This is a genomic window from Gordonia sp. IITR100 (assembly GCF_002009645.1).
Taxonomy (GTDB): domain Bacteria; phylum Actinomycetota; class Actinomycetes; order Mycobacteriales; family Mycobacteriaceae; genus Gordonia; species Gordonia hongkongensis.
On the sequence record NZ_MVKV01000004.1, the window covers coordinates 1 to 18,172 of the forward strand.

Sequence of the window (18,172 nt, forward strand, 5' to 3'; positions counted from 1 at the left end):
TCCCTCGTCCTCCAAAGACATTGCGGCCAACAACCTTCGCAGGCTTCCATCCCCATCCAGAAGTCGTGACCACGACCGCGACGCCCCAGAGGGCCAGGGTGGCTCTCTACCGACCCTCTATCCCGGTCTCGCCGCCGCGACTGTCGCTGATTCGGTGTAAGTGGTTGTGATCGCCCCCGGCGTGGGGCAGGAGGAATCACGACGATGACCGACACTATCGGGGGCGTGGATGCCCCGGTGGCAGGGCCGGTTCAGACCGGTCGGGAACACGATGTCACCACCGCGGATGCGGTGCGTGAGCTCTCGAAGGCCGAGCAGGCTTTGGTGAGCGATCTGGTACGTAGCTCACGCGCTCAGGGGGTGGCGCTGACCGGTCCTGACGGGCTGCTCAAAGCATTGACCAAGAGCGTGCTCGAAGCCGCGCTCGATGTGGAGATGACCGAACATCTTGGCTACGACAAACATGACGTGGCCGGCCGCAACACCGGCAATTCACGCAACGGCACGCGCACGAAACGGGTCCTGACCGATGCGTGCGGGCAGGTGCCCATCGAGGTCCCCCGCGACCGCAACGGCACCTTCGACCCGGTGATGGTCGGTAAGAGCAAGCGTCGCGTCACCGATGTGGATCGGGTGGTGCTGTCGCTGTATGCCAAAGGCCTCACGACCGGCGAGATCTCGGCGCATTTCGCCGATGTCTACGGTGCGTCGGTGTCGAAAGACACCGTTTCGCGCATCACTGATCGGGTCATCGAGGAGATGGTGGGTTGGTGGGCGCGCCCGCTGGAGAAGGTGTACGCGGCGGTGTTCATCGACGCGATCATGGTCAAGATCCGTGACGGGCAGGTACGTAACCGGCCGATCTATGCTGCGATCGGTGTTGATCTCGACGGGCACAAAGACATCCTCGGCATGTGGGCCGGTGACGGGGGCGGCGAGTCGGCCAGGTTCTGGTTGGCGGTGCTCACCAACCTCGAGAACCGGGGTGTCCGCGACATCTTCTTCGTTGTCTGTGACGGGCTGAAAGGGTTGCCCGACAGTGTATCTGCCGCATTCCCGTTGGCCACGGTACAGACGTGCATCATCCATCTGATCCGCAACACCTTCAAGTACGCCTCCCGCAAGTACTGGGACCAGATCAGCGCCGATCTCACACCGATCTACACCGCGCCGACCGCCGCTGAGGCCCGGCTGCGGTGGGAGGAATTCGCTGAGAAGTGGGGAAAGCCGTACCCAGCGATCGTGGCACTGTGGGAGAGCGCGTGGGAGGAGTTCATTCCGTTTCTTGACTACGACGTCGAGATTCGGCGGGTGTTGTGCTCTACCAATGCGATCGAAAGTCTCAACGCCCGTTACCGGCGTGCGGTGCGCGCTCGCGGGCACTTCCCGAACGAGCAGTCCGCACTCAAAACGCTGTACCTGGTGACCCGGTCGCTGGACCCAAAGGGTACCGGTCAGACGAAGTGGGCCGTACGCTGGAAGCCAGCGCTCAACGCCCTGGCCATCACGTTCGCCGATCGTATGCCCGCAGCCGAAGAACGCTGACCCACCGAGCAATCGGAAAACCGCCGCTTACACCGAATATCGGACAGACCCTCGTTTCGGCCGAGTCGGCTCGGTCATCCGCTATGCGGCCGACATCCCGGCGGTGGCGGTGTGAGCGTTGTGGAGGTGTGAGATCGGACCGGCGGCGGTCCTCCAGAAGGTCATGACGTTCGGCTTCTTGCGTGGCTTCGCGCAGCCTCCGATCGCGGGCACGCTCGGCTCGCGGAGGGGCCAGTTTTGCGGCGAGTCGGGTGGTGGTGCGCCGCGGAATGTCCCCTGTCGCAACGGTGTGCGGTGAGGGCTTTCCTGCGCGGCTGCTCGAACCGGATACGGCGCGGGTTCGGAGGTAGGTCGTCGAGGGTTTCGAGGGAACCGCTGCCGTCACCCGCTGTCGGGGTGCCCGGCCAGGGCTGGCCGAGGCGTGGACGGACGTGGTCTGTCGCGGCGCCGGCAAACCCGCCAGGGGATCGAGGTGTCATTGCGACGTGGTGAGGAATACAAGGATGGCGGCCAGGGTGATGAGGTAGGCAAGGGCCCACCGTAGGTCGTGGTGCGGGGTGGGCGGGGTGTAACGGTGAAATGTGAGGCTGCGAGAGGTCATGACTGCGAGTTCGATCCAAGTGGTGGGATTGGAGTTGTGCGACAACAAGAGTCGTCGCAGGGCCGACGCACGTCCCGAAACGCCACCCTGAGCTCGAGGCGTCCAAGTCACTACGCCTCGGGAGGTGTGGGCCCGGCCGTAGAGGTGTGTGACGCGGTCAGGGCCGTCGAGCGGAAGCCAGCTGCTGTCGAGGGATGCTGTTGAGCCCACAGGCACCCATGCTGGTTAATTCGGGCCGGGCGTGCGTCGCTGCTGTTCTACGGGTGTCCGGTGTGGCTGGTACCGGTGTTCGGATTGATCCGGGTGGTGACGTGGCCGGCCCATGATGTGGGTCCACCAGTGCTGCAGCGGGCTGGGGTCGGGCCAGACGATCGGGTGAAGTTCAGGGGCGGGGGCCGACATCGGTTGGGTCCTTCCTGGGTCATGTCGCCGGAACGTGCCGGGGGTGAACGTCGTGTTCCTAGATAGCACTCGTCTGGGTGAATCGCCACCCGATGCCGAAAGCGGGCTACTGCTCTGCTCTTGGGTCGAGTGCTGTTGTGCCGGTGGAGGACTGAGTGCGTTGATCATCGAAAAGACGCTTGGCACTCACTGGCGTTGAGTGCTAATCTGATGGCGCGCAGTGATGGTTGATGTGGTGCCGTCAGCGTGGCGGCACCCGTGGATCAAGGAGGTGTTTGCGATGCTGGGTATCGATCCGTTCTCCATGGTTGATGACTGGGCTCGAGGACTTCTCACCGGCGAGTCCGGCGCTGGCCGACGTACACCGCGGTTCATGCCGATCGATGTGTACAAGGTCGACGACCACTATTCGTTGATCGCCGACCTGCCTGGTGCTGATCCTGGTTCGATCGATCTCAACGTCGACAATGGGGTGTTGACCTTGTCGGCGCATCGCAGCGCACTCTCGGATGAGGGTGTGCAGTGGCTGGCCAACGAGCGGTTCGCCGGCACCTATCGTCGACAGATCACTCTGGGTGAGGGTGTCGATCCGGCGAAGATCTCTGCTGCCTATGACAACGGTGTGCTCACGGTGACGATCCCGGTGGCCGAGAAGGCCAAGCCTCGCAAGGTGGCCATCGAGCATTCCGGCGCCGGACGTCAGGAGATCACCGCCGGCTCCGAGGCGGCCTCGGGCTGACTGACCGGGGAGGTGGTTCGTCACTGTCACCCCAGTACCGGGAGGTCTGAGATGATGATGGGCTGCGTCACGGCTGCGTCGCCAGCCGGATGTGTCGACGTGATCGACGCCGAAGACACCTGGCTGGCCGCTGAAATCGATGCTGTCTTCGCGCAGGTCGGCGATCCGCAACAGGTGCTACCTACCCTCACGTGCGGGGTCGGCACCGTTCGGCGCCGGGTACCTGGTTCAAGCCGAACCGCCGCTCGCATCGCGCACCTGCGGCCGCGACACCGAGTGGTGAGGCGAGGTGGGCGGCAGCGTGGCCCGCCCACCTCGATCTGAGAGCTTCTGAAAGACGCCTGCGTCCGGGAGCCGGAGGGGTTGGCGGTCTCGGGCTCTGGGCGATCGCTGTCACGCATCGAGCGTGGCGTGGCATGACCCGAGTGAGGTGGGCGGCCCAGGTTCATTCGGGTGTCTCATGACGAGCCCGACACTTTTGAACAGCCCGACAGTCGATGCTGCTCGCTAGTTGTCTTGGGTAGTGGCACAGTCGCATACGTTGTCACAGATTGAGTGCACTCTGATCGTCCGCGTCGCGCCGAAGCTGCGATCGATCGGCTCCTCGAATGCCATGCCAGCAAGGTGTTCGTGACCATGGTCAGTGTCGGGAACATAGTGATGCATCGGACGCGAAAAGCAGCAACGAGTGACTGTGCAGTGGTAGCGGAGCGTGTCGGTTGCTCTCGACTGTCGGTGTCCGTCGTCTCGCCTCGAGAGCAGAGGATGAAGGCTGTCTGTCAAGATCAACTTCACAACGTCTCGGGCGACGCGCGACATAGCTGTGGGAATGCAACGACACCGGTGCCAGCGGAGACACCTCGCGTGGTCGGCGCCGCTGGCATACACAAAATTGAAAACGATTGTCGAGCAGTCACTGTCATGACGAAGAGCATCAATCGCACCGGTCAGAGCAACCCTCGCAACTTGAGTAACAGATAGTGATCGGCGAGCTTGGCGGGCAGCTTGTCCGGTGGGGCATCCACCACGTCGACGCCGAGCCGGCCCACCGCGGTGGCGGTGCGGTCCCGCAGGGTGAGTGTGCGTGCCGCGGCGGCGGCGTCGTAGATCTGTGCGGCGTCGGCGCGCTCGGTCAGCATGTCGTCGAGGGCGGGGTCGGCGACTGAGCCGATGATGACCTTGTAGCGTTGCGCGAGCACCGAGAGCGGGGGGAGCAGCGACTCCTCGACGGCCGCGGGCTCGAGGGGCGTGAGTAGGACCAGCAGTGCGCGCTGTCGCCCGATCTTGGCGACCTCGGCACCGAGAAGTGGCCAATCTGCTTCCAGGAGGGCGGGCTCGAGATCCGCCATCGCGGTGACGAGGCTGTTCAGCAGCATCGTGCGACCGACGCCGACCACCCGTCGATGGACCCGCCGGTCGCCGGCGATCAGATCGACCCGGTCGCCGGCATGTGACGCGAGCGCGGCAAGCAATAACGCGGCATCCATCGCGGCGTCGAGTCGAGGTGTGTCGCCCACACGCCCGGCCGACGTCCGAGACGTGTCCAGGACGATGACGATGTGCCGATCCTTCTCCGGTTGCCACGTGCGCACCACGGTCGAACGACGCCGGGCGGTGGCCCGCCAGTCGATGCTGCGGACATCGTCACCCTCGACATAGTCACGCAGGGAATCGAATTCGGTTCCCTGACCACGCACGCGCACCGCCGACCGGCCGTCGAGCTGCCGCAGATGGGCCAACCGTGACGGCAGCAGCCGCCGCGAGTCGAAGGGCGGGAGCGCGCGGACGCGGCCCGGCAACGGCACCGACCGTTGACGTCCGGCGAGGCCGAGGGGACCCACCCGGCGGACGGCGACCCGGACCGCGAGTCGGTCACCGCGCCGGGTGGGGGTGAGAGTCGTTGTCACCGAGCGGGTCTCCGCACGTGGAACGGACGCCCGGTGGGTGTTGTCCGACGCACCCGCGGACGGCTGCCAGCTGTCGCGCAAGACTCCGCGGAACGTCTGCGAGCCGTGGTTGGTGACGGCGATCGAACACGTCGTGCGCTGGCCGAGCCGGATCGGGGCGGGTGCCGACCGCGACATGATGATCGACTTCGTGGACCCTGCCAGCGCGATGTCGAGGCAGGTGAGCAGGACACAGAACAGCGCCCACAGCACGGGGACGAAGTAGTTCGGCCATATCAGGATGGGCACCGCACCGAGCAGCACCAGGATCAGAAAGCGGCCGGTGAGGAACATCAGCGGGGGACGGGCACCGAGTTGATCGCGGCGTCGAGCACCGAACCCACCGACACCCCTTCGAGTTCGGCCTCCGGGCGCAACGACAGGCGGTGCGCGAGCGTCGATTGGGCGAGCGCCTGCACGTCGTCGGGGGTCACGAAGTCGCGGCCGTTCAGCCACGCCCATGCCCGGCTCGTGCCGAGCAGTGCGGTTGCGCCGCGCGGACTGACGCCGAGGGCCAGTGACGGCGAGAATCGGGTGGCCCGGGCGATGTCGACGATGTAGGCGGTGACCTGCGGGGCGACCGTCACCCGGCGGACCTGCTCGGCGCCGGCCTCGATGTCGGCGGCCGAGGCGACCGGACGGAGGCCGGCGGCGGACAGATTCCGCGGATCGAATCCGGAGGCGTGCCGCGTCAGCACGGTGATCTCGTCGTCGCGAGGGGGGAGCGGCAGGGTGACCTTCAGCAGGAAGCGGTCGAGCTGGGCTTCGGGCAACGGGTAGGTGCCCTCGTACTCGACCGGGTTCTGCGTCGCCGCGACGAGGAACGGGCTCGGCAGCGGGCGGGAATCCCCGTCGACGGTGACCTGCCGTTCCTCCATCGCCTCGAGCAATGACGCCTGGGTCTTCGGTGGGGTGCGGTTGATCTCGTCGGCCAGCAGGAGATTGGTGAACACCGGTCCTTCGCGGAAGGTGAATTCGGAGCTGGCGGAATCGAACACGAGTGAGCCGGTGACATCACCGGGCATGAGGTCGGGGGTGAACTGCACGCGCTTCGTCTCGACGTCGAGCGCGGCCGCCACCGACCGGACGAGCAGCGTCTTGGCCACGCCGGGAACGCCTTCGAGCAGGATGTGCCCGCGGCAGAGCAGCGCGATCAGGATGCCCGCCACCGCCGGGTCCTGGCCGACGACGGCTTTCCCGACCTCGCCGCGCACGGCCCCGAGCGCATCGCGGGCGCGGTTCGGCGCTCCGCCGGGTCGGTGGTGCGCGTACTCCGGTGGTGGCCCGGCAGGTGCCTTGGCGAACGGGTCTGCGTGTACGGATGCGTCCGGGGCGAACGGACCGGGGCGTGGGTTGCGGGACGGGTCGACGGTCATGGCGTGTGTCGGACTTCCTTCTCGAGGTTGGTCAGCTCGGCGGTGAAGTGCACGAGCTGGGTGTCGGTGGTGGGGAGCGGACCGGACAGCAGCGACCGGACCTCGCCCAGATCACGGTGCGTAGCCCCCACCACGGCGAGGACGATCGCCGACACCATCGGGTCCGAGTTCTCGGTCGACGCGACGACGGTGTCCCAGTCGGGTCGCGACAGTGCGTCGGTGGCACGGGCGGCGTCGAACGGAAGTCCCAGATACGACGCCAGCGAACCCAGCGTGTGGATGCGCAGCGCCGCCGCGGCGCGCGCGTCGGCTCCAGCGCGGTGATACATCCGGCCCCGCGCCCGGGTGGTCTCGACCGCCTTGACGACCGCCGGGAGCGGCTCGGTGACCAGCGAGCCGAATCGCCGGCCCCGCCACAACATCAGGGCCAGAACCGCGAAGACGGTCAACACGATCAGCGGCCCGACCGCGGCCGGGATGTCGGACTCCTCCTCCTCGGTCGCGACTTGATCGGTGAAGAAGGGCACGTACCAGAGGATCTCGTCGGACCTCGCGAATATCCGCACGGCGACGCCGGCGTTGTCCTGCTGTGCCAGGTGCTCGTTGGTGAGCATTGTGCCACTGATGACGACGAATTCGGGACGGTCGGCGGTGCGGGGGACCACGACCAGATTCGATGTCCCGTCGGACGTGAAGCAGGCCGTGGCCGCGGGCGAGGTCGGTGAGTATCCGAACGGACTGAAGTCGACGACGTCGGTCTCGTCGATGCCGGGCGTGCGGCAACCCGCGGGGACCGCTGCCGGGCCGGCGCCGTAACCGGACGTGACGGGCAGGTCGAGCGCGGTGAGCACGGTGGTGTCCGGCGCGATCAGGATCACGCGGTCGGCGTCCTGCACGCGCTCTCGGAACTGTTGTGTCGTACCGGGATTGAGCGATGAGGTCGAGCTCGCCACCACCGTGGTCCCGCGGCCGGGACGTGGGGCGTCGGTGAACTCCGCGAGGCCGCGCACCTGCCGGAGGTCGGTCCCGTGGTCGTCGAGGATCTGAGCGAGAGCGCGCGATCCGGTGGGCTGGGCGTTGTCGGGGTCGTAGCTTACGCCGGGACCGGGCGTGCCTTGCGCCCCGGTGAGTGCCGTGACACCGAGGAGCCCGACGCCGGCGACCACGACGACCACTACCAGCACGATGGTCACCCAGATCCACGCCGGCGTCTTGTTCTTCGCGGGCGCCGGTCGCATCGGCGTCGACGTGACGGGTCCGGGTGGCGTCGCCTGCACGGTGCCGGTCACCGGGGCACCGCCAGTCGGCTCGACCGGACCGTGTCCTGGTCGACCGGCCGTGCGGACGAGACCCCGCGTTCGATGTCGAGGACCGCGCGCGCGGATTCGGCCGATGCGTGTCGGTCGCCGTAGGCGATGGCGTCGAACAGGTCTGTCGCCGTTCGTAACCCGGAGTCGTAGGTGGGGAAGCGGGGTCCGAGGTCGACAGCGACCTCGTGGGCGGTCAGAGACGGTTCATCGGCCAGCAGACCGCGCTCGATACCCCGACGAGCCACGGCACGGACGGCGGCGAGCACACACTCGTCGTACCGGCCCGCGGCGAAGGCGGCGTCGGCGTCGGACCGGAAGTCGGCCGCGGACCGAGCCGGCCCTGTCAGCACCGACCCCGTTGGCGGGCCAGCGGTGGTGCGGGGAACTCGTGGGTTGCGTCGGAGATGCCGGACGACCGCGACGACGAGCCCGAGGACGAGGGCGATCGCCACGACGATCACGATGCCCCGAAGGGTGTCGGAGCCGCCGAACCAGCCGAAAACGTTGTCGGCGATCCACTCCCAGAGCCGCTCACCGAAGCGGTCGAACCACGACGGTTCGGGTGGTTGATACTCGGATTCGGACAGCTCCTCCTCGGCCCACCGGCGTGCTTCGTCGTTGCCGGGGTCCAATGGCGCAGCGAGAACTCCGATCACCGGTCACCCTGTCCGGAGAAGAACGGCGTCGGGGCCGCCTCGGCGCGTGCATCGTCAAACAGGACGGCCGGGACGACGGTCAGTACCGGTTGCACGACCATCGACGCCACGACGATGCCGATCACCGCGACGACGGTCTCGGTGGCACGGGCGTCCCCGTCGTCGAACCACATGCCGGCGATCGATCCGAGGAGATCGAAGGGGTACATCATCGTCGTCATCGCGACCCACGCCAGCACGACCATGACCGCCAGGATGCCGAAGGTCCGCCAGAACCGCTCCGCCGACAACGACCCCGAGCGGGCGATCGCGTCTCGCACGGAGAGGCCGTCTATCACGATCGCCGGCGCCGTGAACACCGTGCGTACCAGCAGCCACGTCACCGGGATGAGCGCGACGAGGAAGAGGAGGAGACTCCCGGTGATCAGCACGATTCCGTCGGAGGCGATGCCCAGTCCGAGGAGTGCGATGCTCGGGGCGAACGCCGCCGCGACGGCGAGTCCCAGGAGTGCGGTCCACCCCGACAGTCGGGCGAGGGACCGGCGTCCCGCGCGCAGGGCGTCGTCGATTGTCGGTACGGACCCGGCGCGCAGGCGGGCCAGGGGACGGGCGGCGAGACCGCTGAGTGCGCCGGTCATGACGGTCCACTGCGCAAAGACAGTGAGGACGAACGCGGTGACCGGTGCCAGGCTCGCCCAGTCGTCCGGGTCGTCGAGGGTCGGTTCGGCGCTCACCAGCCACCAGGTGACGAGCGCGACTGGTGCCGCCGCCGCGCCCCAGCTCACGCCGACGAGGCCCAGGAAGACGCGCGGTGCCGCGAACGTGGTGGAGAAGATCTGTTGCAGCAGTGCGCTGACGGGCGTCGGTCGTCGTGGCGGCATCCACCCCGCCCACCCGTTCCCCGGAAGGGGAGCACTCGAGCCAGGTGGGGTCGACATCGCCGAACCCCATTGCGGCTGCGGTCCGGGCACGGTAGGCGGCCGCGGTGTGGGTGGACCCTGCGGCGGTCCCGCATCTGGCACCGGGCTCCACTCGTCGGATACGACGGGCGGCTGCCACGGGGGCTCGCCGGACGGTGGTGGAGGTACGCGCGGCGGCTCGGTCATCGAGAGGTGCACCGGCCTTTCCGCACGCGGGGAAACTGTGCGGCGAACGTATCAAACAACTCCGACCGGGCACCGAAATCATCCACCGGTTGACGGACGCCGTGCTACCGTGCCGAATTAGAACACGTTCTACTTTTCTGGAGGATTCATGACCGTGGAACAAGCCGGGCTCGCCGAGAAGATCGACGCGGCCGTCGACTCTTATATCGAGCTGCTCAACTCGGGTACCGCAGAGCAGATCGCCGACCTCTACGCCGCCGACGCGACCGTCGAGGACCCCATCGGCGCGGACATCCGCGACACCCGCGAGCAGCTGGTGGAGTTCTACTCGGTGATCACCGGTATGGACGAGCGCACCGCGACGCTCAAGTGGAAGAAGATCGCCGGCGACACCGCGGTCTTCGAGTTCACCCTGGTCACCAAGACCGCCGGACTCGCCTTCGAGATCACCCCCGTCGACATCATGGTCTTCGACGCCGAGGGCAAGGTGTCGACGATGCGCGCGGTCTGGCAGCAGTCGGATCTCAAGCAGCTCTGACCGCGACCCCTCAGCTCCCTGAGCAGCCTATGAGGGTTGTGTCAATGGGGTCCTGTGATGGGTGTGGGCGTGGGGGTGTGGCCCGGCGGCCGGTGGCCTGTCGGGATGGGTGTGTGGGTGGGTTCGAGCGGGCCGGGGTCGTGCCGGGCGCGGGCTCTACCTAGCGTTCAAACGGGTTGGTACCCAACAGCCTTCATTCGAGCTTGGTTCGCGCCGGTGGGGACTGCTCAGGCTCAGGGTCGGGCTTGTGTGCCCAAGGAGCAGCGAGCTTGTCCCGGCCGGAGGGTGTGAGGGGTCAGGCGGCGGTCCTTTCGGCGGGGCGGGTACGGCCGGCAGCGATGTCGGGGTTCCACGGCGTGGCGGTGGTGATGACGACGAACAGTTGCCGCAGCAGGGCGGCAGCGATCGCTACTCGGGCCTGGTTGGGGTTGAGCTGGTTGGCCTCTCGGCTGGTCAGGTGCCGGTAACGGGCGGCGTACACCTCGTTGTGGGTGAGCGCGGCGAACGCCGCCCGCCACGCCGCGACCCGCAACAGCGGCCGGCCACGCCCGCTGATGCGGGTGGTGCCGCGGTAGTTGCCCGAGGAGTTCTCCCGCGGGCACAGCCCGGCGTGTTTGACCACCGCGCGGGCGGAATCGAAACGGGTCAGATCACCGGTTTCGGCGAGGATCGCCGCGACCGAGACCACCGAAACCCCCGGGATGGACTCGGCGAGGGCGCGTAGGCCCAGCCCGGTGAGGACCTCGATCATGAGGTGTTCGACCTGCTCGCAGGCGGTGCGGGCGTGCCCGAAATCGTCGAGAGCGTAGCGGGCCCGTTCCAACGCACCAGCCTCGCCGGTGATCGTGGTCTCGGTCGCGAAGGCGGCGTCGACGAGTGCGACCAGGATGCGGGTGGTGACCCGACGCCCACCCCAGCGGGGCAGCTCGGCGCGCACCTGCTCCCGTAGCCACGCCACCGCCTGGTCGCGGCTGCTCTGGGCGGTCAGGGGTGTCGGGTCAGCGCCGATGACGGCCATCGCGGCCAGCCAGGTCACCGATTTGAACGGCTGCCCGGCGCAGTCGAGCGCTTCTGGCCAGCTGCTCTCGAGCAGATCGCGGGCTTGTTGTTGGGCTGCGCTACGGCGGGTGAGTTGCTGGGATCGGCGCACACCGAGGTGGCGTAGCCTGCTCCATTGCTCGTCGGCGTGTTCGGGTAGGTAGAGGTGGAGTTGGGTGGTCAGCCGGGCGATCAGCAGGGCGTCTTTGTCGTCGGATTTGTCGTGGGTGAAGTCTTCGGTCTCCCGCGCGCGGGCCACCGCGATCGGTTGCACGCACACCATGTCCACGCCGACCGCAGCGGTGAGGTCTCGGACTGTTTTCCAGCGATGCCCGGTCGGTTCACACGCGATCACGATGCCGGCAAACCCCGCAGCAGCAGCGGCGGTACGGCTCCACTCGATCGCGGTGGCCAACTGTGGTGGCGCGCAGTGAAACGTGCGGCGCGCCACGATGCGGGAGTCGTGATCGACCACCGCGACGACCTGTTTGTTCGATGCCAGATCGATCGCGACGACCGCGTGGTCGCGGCGCACGATCCCCCGGAACCGGGTCAACCGATCGTTGCGACGCTTGTCTCCCCGACTCAAACGACTAGCCTGAGACATTGACATCCTCCTTTTGTGGTTGGGATAACCAAGCCCCTACGACCACATCAGGAGGATGTCCCAGTTACCAGCCCTTCCAGCTATTACTAGGAGCGAGCTTGCGGAGTGCGCGTCAGCCTTGATCCCTGAGGTGCGAGGAGCGCAAGCGACGAGCCACGAAGGGCCTGGTGGACGGCGGTTTCTAGCGATCCCCCAGACGTCTTGCGGGCCCTTCGTGGCTCGCTTCGCTCGCACCTCAGGGAGCAGAGAATACGGACGCTCAGGAAGGGTCAGCCCCGCCCGGTCGGCCTCAGCACGATTTCTTCGGGGTGGGCGTCGGCCGGGGTGGAGATGGCGTGCACGACTGCTCGGGCGACGGTCGCGGGACGCAGGAACCGCGACCCGTCGTACTCGTTTCCTTCGATGGCGACGATGTCGCGCTGCATGTCGGTGTCGATGCGGCCGGGGAAGACGGACGTCACCCGGAGGGTCGGTTCCTCGACACGCAACCCGTCGGCGAGCGCTCGCGCCGCGAACTTGCTTGCTGCATAGGGGGTCCATCCGGGGTTGACCCGACGTCCCGCGCCCGAGTTGATGAACACGACGTGGCCGGCGGCCGCCCGCAGGGCGGGGAGCAGCAGCCGGGTCAGCTCGGCGGCCGCGATGAGATTCACCTCGAGGATGTGACGCCATTCCTCGACCGGCGTTTCCGCGACCGGTTCGAGACTGCTGGCCACCCCGGCGTTGTGGACGAGGACGTCGAGCTCGGTGATCGCCTCGACCGCGGCTTCGACCTCGTCGTAGCCGGTGAGATCGACGGCGAAGGTGCTCGCGCCGTCGAGTTCGGTCGCCAGCCGATCGAGTTCGGGGGAGGGTCGTCCGCCGAGCAGGAGGTCGTGGGTCGGCGCGAGCTGGCGGGCGATCTCGGCTCCGAGGCCGCGGCTCGCCCCGGTGATCAACGCGGTGGGCACCTCTCGACCCTACTGCGAATCCGTGGGTGGCAGCCCCGTCGGGCTCGATGAGCAGACGCCGACGTCGCGGGGCACAATCGTCGACGTGGCCAGGTACGGATTCACCCCAACGCAGCTGTCGGCACGTGCCGCGTACCTGCTCCGAGGCAACGACCTGGGCACGATGACAAGCGCTGCGCCCAAGTTGTATCCGCACATGTGGAGCTGGGATGCGGCGTTCGTCACGGTCGGTCTCGCACCGTTGTCGGTGGAGCGGGCCGTCATCGAGATGGACACCCTGCTGTCGGCGCAGTGGCGCAACGGGATGATTCCGCACATCGTCTTCGCGAACGGCCGCGACGGCTACTTTCCGGGGCCGGCTCGCTGGGAGTGCGCCCGCCTCGCCGAGTGCGCGCCCGACTTCCCCGACACGTCCGGTATCACCCAGCCGCCGGTGCATGCGATCGCGGTGCAGCGCATCCTCGACCATTCCCGACGCCACGGTCGCACCACGCGCGCCGTCGCCAACGAGTTCATCGACCGGCGCTGGAGTTCCCTGGTGCGATGGCATCGCTGGCTGGCACACGCGCGAGACCCCAACGGGCGCGGGCGGATCACCATCTTCCACGGCTGGGAGTCGGGGATGGACAACTCGCCACGCTGGGATTCCGCCTACGCCAACGTGATCCCCGGGGTCGACCTGCCGCCGTACCAGCGCGCCGACCTCGATCACGTCGACGATTTCTCGATGCGACCCACCGACCTCGAGTACGACCGCTACATCTGGCTGGTCGAACAGATGAAGCGCGCCAATTACGACGACGCGCTGCTCCCGAAGGCGATGAGCTTCGCCGTCGAGGATGTGTTCGTCAGCGCGATCTTCGCCGTTGCCTGCGACGTGCTGGCGACGATCGGCGAGGATTACTCCAAGCCGCGGTCGGACGTGCGGGATCTCCGCGCGTGGGCTGACCGGTTCCGGGCGGGGGTCGTGTCCGCCGCCAACGACCGGAACGGTGCCGCACGGGATTTCGACCTGCGCGCGAACTCGTGGATCAACACCGAGACGATCGCGGTGTTCGCGCCGCTGCTGTGCGGCGGCCTCTCCCGGGACCGCGAACGCGCGCTGCTGCGACTCTTCGACGGCCCGCGCTACTGCGGCCACCCGGATCTGCGGTACGCGGTCCCGCCGTCGACGTCACCGATCTCGGCGGACTTCCGCCCGCGCGAGTACTGGCGCGGGCCCGTCTGGCCGGTGATGACCTGGCTCTTCAGTTGGGCGTTCGCCCGCCGCGGCTGGACCGAGCGGTCAGCGCGCCTGCGCGAGGAAGGACTCCGCCAAGCCACCGACGGGACGTTCGCCGAATACTACGAGCCGTTCACCGGCGAACCGCTCGGCAGCATGCAACAGAGCTGGACCGCGGCGTCGGTGCTCGACTGGCTCGACTAGAGCTCCCGCATCCGACGGCACACGTCGTCGTAGACGTCCACGAGCGGCCGGGGCGTCCCCGACGACCCGGGACGCTCGTTGATCTCTACCCACTCCTCGAAGGCGCACTGCACTTCGAGATTGGCGATCTCCAGGATCATCCGTAGCTGACCGCGAGTTCGCGCCGAGCTGCGGTCGCCCAGGGCCTCGGGCCGTCGGCGTGACTTGTCGGCGTAGCGGCCGAGGGCGGCTCGGCTCAGGGTGGGTGTCGCGAGTACGAGTTTCTGCACGCGCATGAAATGGGCGGACACGTCGTCGCTGCGATCACCGAACCCCTCCAGGAGCTGCCGGTAGACGCCCTCGATGTCGGCGAGCGACAGGGCATCGGGGTCGATGCCGGCCAGATGGTCGTCGAGTGCCTGGTCGAAACCGAAGCGGTCGAAGAGCACGCACTCTTCCTTGGTCGGGAAATACCGGAAGAACGTGCGCGGTGAGACCCCGGCGGCAGCGGCGATCTCGTCGACCGTCGTCTCGTCGAAACCGTTGCGCTCGAACAGTTCCACTGCGGCCTCGTGGATCTCCAGGCGCGTCGCATCTCGACGGCGGGCCCGCAACCCGCCGGTCTCGGAGGATTCCGGCATGGGTCGAGACTAGCGGTCGACCGGCGCGGGTGTCAGTCAGTGCCAGCCTGGCAGTCTCTGCCACTTTCCGGTAGCGTCGCTGTGTGATCGACCCGGACCACCACAGCGATGAGAGAACGACAGTGACCGAGAACGCCGCCCTCCCGGGCACCGACAACAGAACCGACACCGGCACGGATCGCAGCGCCGTCTTGCTCATCGGGGTCCTGCTGGTTGCGGCCTTCGTGGTGATCCTGAACGAAACGATCCTGAGCGTCGCATTGCCCACCCTGATGGCCGACCTCGAGATCACCGCCGCCACCGCGCAATGGCTCACCAGCGGGTTCCTGCTGACAATGGCGATCGTCATCCCGATCACCGGCTACCTGATGCAGCGATTCACCCTGCGGTCGATCTACATCGCGGCGATGACGTTGTTCACGATCGGCACCCTCGCCGCCGCCCTCGCGCCGGGCTTCGAACTCCTGATCGTCGCCCGCGTGGTGCAGGCGTCCGGCACCGCGCTCATGGTCCCGCTGCTGATGACGACGATCCTGAACGTCGTCTCGGAGCAGAATCGTGGCCGCACGATGGGACTGGTCTCCATCGTGATCGCCGTCGCGCCGGCCGTCGGTCCGACGGTGTCCGGCCTGATCCTGCAGTCCCTCAGCTGGCGAGCCATGTTCTGGATCGTGCTGCCCATCGCGATCGGTGCGCTGATCCTCGGCGGGGTGTTCGTCCGCAACGTCACCGAACGTCGGCCCGCGCAGCTCGACCTCATCTCGGTCCCGTTGTCGGCTCTCGGCTTCGGCGGTGTCGTCTACGGTCTCAGCAGCATCGGGGAGTCGGCGGGTGGGCACGCCCCGATCCCACCGTGGGTGCCACTCGTCATCGGCGCCGTCGCGCTCGCGTTGTTCGTCGTGCGACAGCTCAAACTCGCCGATCGCGGCTTGGCGCTGCTCGACCTGCGGACCTTCGCGATCGCACCGTTCCGCTTGGCCGTCGTGCTGATGGCCGGGTTCATGCTGACGCTCTTCGGCGCACTCAATCCTGCTTCCCCTTTTCCTACAGAACGTGATGGGCAAGGACGTCCTGACCACCGGCCTCGTGCTCCTGCCCGGTGGCCTGGTGATGGGTCTGTTGGCGCCGTTCGTCGGTGCATTGTTCGACAAGGTCGGTGCACGACCACTGGTGCTACCGGGCACTGTGGCCGTCAGTGCCGGCACGTGGCTGCTCACCACGCTCGACGCCGGGTCGTCGTTGGGCATGGTGATCGCGGCTCACGTGATCCTCAGTGCTGGTATCGCTTTCGGTCTGACGCCGCTCATGACCTCGGCGCTGGGATCGCTGAGTCCCGAGCTGTACTCGCACGGCAGCGCGACCGTCAGCACCATCCAGCAGGTCGCGGGAGCGGCAGGCACCGCGCTGTTCATCACGCTGATGTCCCGGGGTACACAGTCGGCCATCGACGACGGGGTGAACCCGCTGCAGGCGGGGGCCGATGGCATTCATCTGGCCTTCGTCGTCGCGGCCTGCCTGTCACTTGTGCTCATCGCAGCGGCCGCGCTCGTCCGTGGCCGAACGGGTGCACCGACGGCCCGGGCCGCCGAGTCGGCCTAGCCGCTCGACCGTCGCGCCGGCCGGCTCATCGGGTCCGGTAATCCAGCAGACCGGACCAGAACTCGTCGGGGATCTCGTCGCCGGCGCGCAGCACCTGCGCCAGGCCGGCGGCCATGAAGACGCCGAGCAGACCGAGCCACAGCCCGGACACCGAGATCGCCACCCAGGCGATCACGACGGCGGCAGGCCACGGGTCGAGGATCAACAAGACCGGCGCGAAGAAGAAGCCCGCCCCGATGAACCACGAGGACAGGGCGCGATCGCACCGCATGACCGCGGTCAGCCACCGCGGACTCGAGCCCGTGGGCGCGAGGAGAGCAGCGGGCCTTCTGCCGACGGCGGTCGGTCGGTCGGTCATCAGACACCTCCTCTGCGGATCGTCGTGATCCCAGTGTCGGCGTCAGACGTCGTGAGAGCCACTACCTCTGAGGTAGTCGCCGCACCCGGGCCGATGTCGTGTGCGAATGCCACCGCATCGTCGGGTCAGGCCGTCGTCCGGTGCTCTTCGTTCGGGTGTGCGTGTGGAAAGCCGATGGATCGCAATCGATTCAGTGCATGGGTACGGGCCCGGTGCTGGTTGCCCGGCGGCGGCACGTAGACACCCGCCCAGATCCCGGTCAGGTGAGTCGGATCGTCCAGGGCGAGGCGGGCGCAGCGCGAACGGATCGGACAGCGGACGCACCCGTCGACAGCGTGCCGATTGGCCAGGCTCCGGGCACCGGCGGCCTGCTCCGGGAACCAGGCGTCCGGGTTCGAGGTACACGTGGGTTGCATGTCAGGCACTCCGCCGACATCGCGCGCACCTCGTGCACGACCCGTCGTGCTGGTTGCGCCGGCAACCGTCACCCACTGACGCCGATGGCCCATCGATCCCTCCGATCAAACTGAGAACGTATGTTGTCAGAGTCTGGTCGAAGGTGCAACACCGATCACGAATCACGTTGCGGCGCTGTCGCAGTCGGTCGAGCAGGCCCGCGGAGTGGAGACATGAGACGGCGCCCGGCTGGGTTCTCAACCGGGCGCCTGGGCCGGGTCGCTCGCATGCGGCGGAACCGGCTTGCCGACCGCGGTACCCGACCGACCAGGGGCCGAAACGGTGAGCACCTGCGGGTCGATGTCTGCGTGCCCGACCGCTCACCCTGCCCGGGACGGGCCGGTTCCGTAGCACGCCATTACAGCGCCGTCACACCTACGAAACACGACGCTTGTTTCATAACAGGGGACAAAGTCCACTACGGGGAGTCGCGCCGATGGGGCGCGGACCCCCGGATGTCGTCGACGTACCGCCGCCCGCGAGTACGCCCAGATCGAACCTGTGAAGGAGCATCGTGACCATCGAGAGTGCCAAGGCCCTGGAGTTCCGTGTGACCAGCGGCGGATACGAGGATCTGCCGAAGATGCCCGAGGCGGAGTACCCGGGCACCGAGGGCTTCATCGGCGACGTCTACGAGAACCCGGACGGAAGCCCGATGTGCAGCGGGTACTTCGAGCTGCGCCACACCGACGAACCGCTGTACTACGAGTACGAATACGACGAGATGAAGGTCGTGCTCGAAGGCGAGTTCCTCCTGGAGAACAAGGAGACCGGGCAGAAGACTGTGGCCAAGGCCAAGGACGCGATCTTCTTCCCGAAGGGGTCCAAAATCTACTTCAGCACCCCCGACTACGCGCTCGCCTTCTACACCGGGTTGCGCGACGCGACCCTCCTCTGAG

At 67.4% G+C, this 18,172-nt stretch carries 17 protein-coding genes and 1 pseudogene; 7 read left to right on the forward strand and 11 right to left on the reverse strand.

Annotated elements, in window-relative coordinates; genetic code table 11:
* The first annotated feature begins 204 nt into the window (after positions 1-204).
* Positions 205-1,545, forward strand: a complete 1,341-nt coding sequence (locus tag B1818_RS08570) for an IS256 family transposase (protein ID WP_254859612.1) — start codon at positions 205-207, stop codon at positions 1,543-1,545.
* A 475-nt stretch (positions 1,546-2,020) separates the two neighbouring features.
* On the opposite strand, the gene B1818_RS24665 is transcribed toward B1818_RS08570, so the two are convergent.
* Complete coding sequence (locus B1818_RS24665; protein ID WP_269434039.1) at positions 2,021-2,146, reverse strand: hypothetical protein; 126 nt, start codon at positions 2,144-2,146, stop codon at positions 2,021-2,023.
* A 682-nt stretch (positions 2,147-2,828) separates the two neighbouring features.
* Between B1818_RS24665 and B1818_RS08575 the strand changes: the two genes are divergently transcribed.
* The gene (locus tag B1818_RS08575; protein ID WP_058252977.1) at positions 2,829-3,287 is read left to right on the forward strand and encodes an Hsp20/alpha crystallin family protein; all 459 of its coding nucleotides are present in this window, start codon (positions 2,829-2,831) and stop codon (positions 3,285-3,287) included.
* Positions 3,288-4,234: 947 nt separating this feature from the next.
* Here the strand turns inward: B1818_RS08575 and B1818_RS08580 are convergent.
* The 5 genes from B1818_RS08580 to B1818_RS08600 are packed head-to-tail and all read right to left on the reverse strand — an operon-like array spanning position 4,235 to position 9,456.
* Positions 4,235-5,527, reverse strand: coding sequence for a DUF58 domain-containing protein (locus B1818_RS08580; RefSeq protein WP_058252955.1), 1,293 nt, complete (start codon positions 5,525-5,527; stop codon positions 4,235-4,237).
* Entirely contained in the window at positions 5,527-6,609 is a 1,083-nt protein-coding gene (locus B1818_RS08585; RefSeq protein ID WP_058252954.1) for a MoxR family ATPase, read from the reverse strand. The genes B1818_RS08580 and B1818_RS08585 overlap by 1 nt, the downstream gene beginning before the upstream one ends.
* Positions 6,606-7,898 (reverse strand): DUF4350 domain-containing protein, encoded by a 1,293-nt coding sequence (locus B1818_RS08590; protein WP_254859614.1) that lies wholly within the window; start codon positions 7,896-7,898, stop codon positions 6,606-6,608. The genes B1818_RS08585 and B1818_RS08590 overlap by 4 nt, the downstream gene beginning before the upstream one ends.
* Positions 7,895-8,575, reverse strand: coding sequence for a DUF4129 domain-containing protein (locus B1818_RS08595; RefSeq protein WP_058252953.1), 681 nt, complete (start codon positions 8,573-8,575; stop codon positions 7,895-7,897). The genes B1818_RS08590 and B1818_RS08595 overlap by 4 nt, the downstream gene beginning before the upstream one ends.
* Positions 8,572-9,456, reverse strand: coding sequence for a glycerophosphoryl diester phosphodiesterase membrane domain-containing protein (locus tag B1818_RS08600; protein WP_078112473.1), 885 nt, complete (start codon positions 9,454-9,456; stop codon positions 8,572-8,574). The genes B1818_RS08595 and B1818_RS08600 overlap by 4 nt, the downstream gene beginning before the upstream one ends.
* 373 nt (positions 9,457-9,829) lie before the next feature.
* On the opposite strand from B1818_RS08600, the gene B1818_RS08605 reads away from it, so the two are divergent.
* Positions 9,830-10,219, forward strand: a complete 390-nt coding sequence (locus B1818_RS08605; RefSeq protein ID WP_065631129.1) for a nuclear transport factor 2 family protein — start codon at positions 9,830-9,832, stop codon at positions 10,217-10,219.
* Between the two features lie 295 nt (positions 10,220-10,514).
* Here the strand turns inward: B1818_RS08605 and B1818_RS08610 are convergent, their stop codons facing one another.
* Both B1818_RS08610 and B1818_RS08615 read right to left on the reverse strand, forming a co-directional pair.
* Positions 10,515-11,864, reverse strand: coding sequence for an IS110 family transposase (locus tag B1818_RS08610; RefSeq protein ID WP_176455903.1), 1,350 nt, complete (start codon positions 11,862-11,864; stop codon positions 10,515-10,517).
* A 269-nt stretch (positions 11,865-12,133) separates the two neighbouring features.
* On the reverse strand, positions 12,134-12,814 hold the full coding sequence (locus B1818_RS08615) for an SDR family oxidoreductase (RefSeq protein WP_078112475.1): 681 nt from the start codon (positions 12,812-12,814) through the stop codon (positions 12,134-12,136).
* Between the two features lie 85 nt (positions 12,815-12,899).
* Between B1818_RS08615 and B1818_RS08620 the strand changes: the two genes are divergently transcribed.
* Positions 12,900-14,240: an amylo-alpha-1,6-glucosidase gene (locus B1818_RS08620; RefSeq protein WP_078112612.1), complete on the forward strand. Its 1,341-nt coding sequence runs from the start codon at positions 12,900-12,902 to the stop codon at positions 14,238-14,240.
* On the opposite strand, the gene B1818_RS08625 is transcribed toward B1818_RS08620, so the two are convergent.
* On the reverse strand, positions 14,237-14,860 hold the full coding sequence (locus B1818_RS08625) for a TetR family transcriptional regulator (protein WP_078112476.1): 624 nt from the start codon (positions 14,858-14,860) through the stop codon (positions 14,237-14,239). The two genes, B1818_RS08620 and B1818_RS08625, sit on opposite strands and share 4 nt — an antisense overlap.
* A gap of 227 nt (positions 14,861-15,087) precedes the next feature.
* Between B1818_RS08625 and B1818_RS24735 the strand changes: the two are divergent.
* A pseudogene (locus B1818_RS24735) lies at positions 15,088-15,717 on the forward strand (MFS transporter); the annotation flags it as partial.
* Between the two features lie 199 nt (positions 15,718-15,916).
* A complete protein-coding gene (locus B1818_RS24740) occupies positions 15,917-16,459 on the forward strand; it encodes a hypothetical protein (protein WP_368275503.1) in 543 nt (180 codons plus the stop codon).
* A 25-nt stretch (positions 16,460-16,484) separates the two neighbouring features.
* On the opposite strand, the gene B1818_RS08635 is transcribed toward B1818_RS24740, so the two are convergent.
* Positions 16,485-16,817, reverse strand: a complete 333-nt coding sequence (locus B1818_RS08635) for a hypothetical protein (RefSeq protein WP_078112477.1) — start codon at positions 16,815-16,817, stop codon at positions 16,485-16,487.
* A 125-nt stretch (positions 16,818-16,942) separates the two neighbouring features.
* A complete protein-coding gene (locus B1818_RS08640) occupies positions 16,943-17,233 on the reverse strand; it encodes a WhiB family transcriptional regulator (RefSeq protein ID WP_058252946.1) in 291 nt (96 codons plus the stop codon).
* A 554-nt stretch (positions 17,234-17,787) separates the two neighbouring features.
* Here B1818_RS08640 and B1818_RS08645 point away from each other — a divergent pair.
* Entirely contained in the window at positions 17,788-18,171 is a 384-nt protein-coding gene (locus B1818_RS08645; protein ID WP_058252945.1) for an ethanolamine utilization protein, read from the forward strand.
* The last annotated feature ends 1 nt before the right edge of the window (position 18,172 follow it).

Excerpts from the sequence above, each read along its gene's own strand:
- B1818_RS08640 (WP_058252946.1), bottom strand. The coding sequence starts at position 17,233 with ATGCAACCCACGTGTACCTCGAACCCGGACGCCTGGTTCCCGGAGCAG.
- B1818_RS08635 (WP_078112477.1), bottom strand. The coding sequence starts at position 16,817 with ATGACCGACCGACCGACCGCCGTCGGCAGAAGGCCCGCTGCTCTCCTC.
- B1818_RS08610 (WP_176455903.1), bottom strand. The coding sequence starts at position 11,864 with ATGTCTCAGGCTAGTCGTTTGAGTCGGGGAGACAAGCGTCGCAACGAT.
- B1818_RS08625 (WP_078112476.1), bottom strand. The coding sequence starts at position 14,860 with ATGCCGGAATCCTCCGAGACCGGCGGGTTGCGGGCCCGCCGTCGAGAT.
- B1818_RS08570 (WP_254859612.1), top strand. The coding sequence starts at position 205 with ATGACCGACACTATCGGGGGCGTGGATGCCCCGGTGGCAGGGCCGGTT.
- B1818_RS24740 (WP_368275503.1), top strand. The coding sequence starts at position 15,917 with ATGGGCAAGGACGTCCTGACCACCGGCCTCGTGCTCCTGCCCGGTGGC.
- B1818_RS08605 (WP_065631129.1), top strand. The coding sequence starts at position 9,830 with ATGACCGTGGAACAAGCCGGGCTCGCCGAGAAGATCGACGCGGCCGTC.
- B1818_RS24665 (WP_269434039.1), bottom strand. The coding sequence starts at position 2,146 with ATGACCTCTCGCAGCCTCACATTTCACCGTTACACCCCGCCCACCCCG.
- B1818_RS08585 (WP_058252954.1), bottom strand. The coding sequence starts at position 6,609 with ATGACCGTCGACCCGTCCCGCAACCCACGCCCCGGTCCGTTCGCCCCG.
- B1818_RS08580 (WP_058252955.1), bottom strand. The coding sequence starts at position 5,527 with ATGTTCCTCACCGGCCGCTTTCTGATCCTGGTGCTGCTCGGTGCGGTG.
- B1818_RS08575 (WP_058252977.1), top strand. The coding sequence starts at position 2,829 with ATGCTGGGTATCGATCCGTTCTCCATGGTTGATGACTGGGCTCGAGGA.
- B1818_RS08600 (WP_078112473.1), bottom strand. The coding sequence starts at position 9,456 with ATGCCGCCACGACGACCGACGCCCGTCAGCGCACTGCTGCAACAGATC.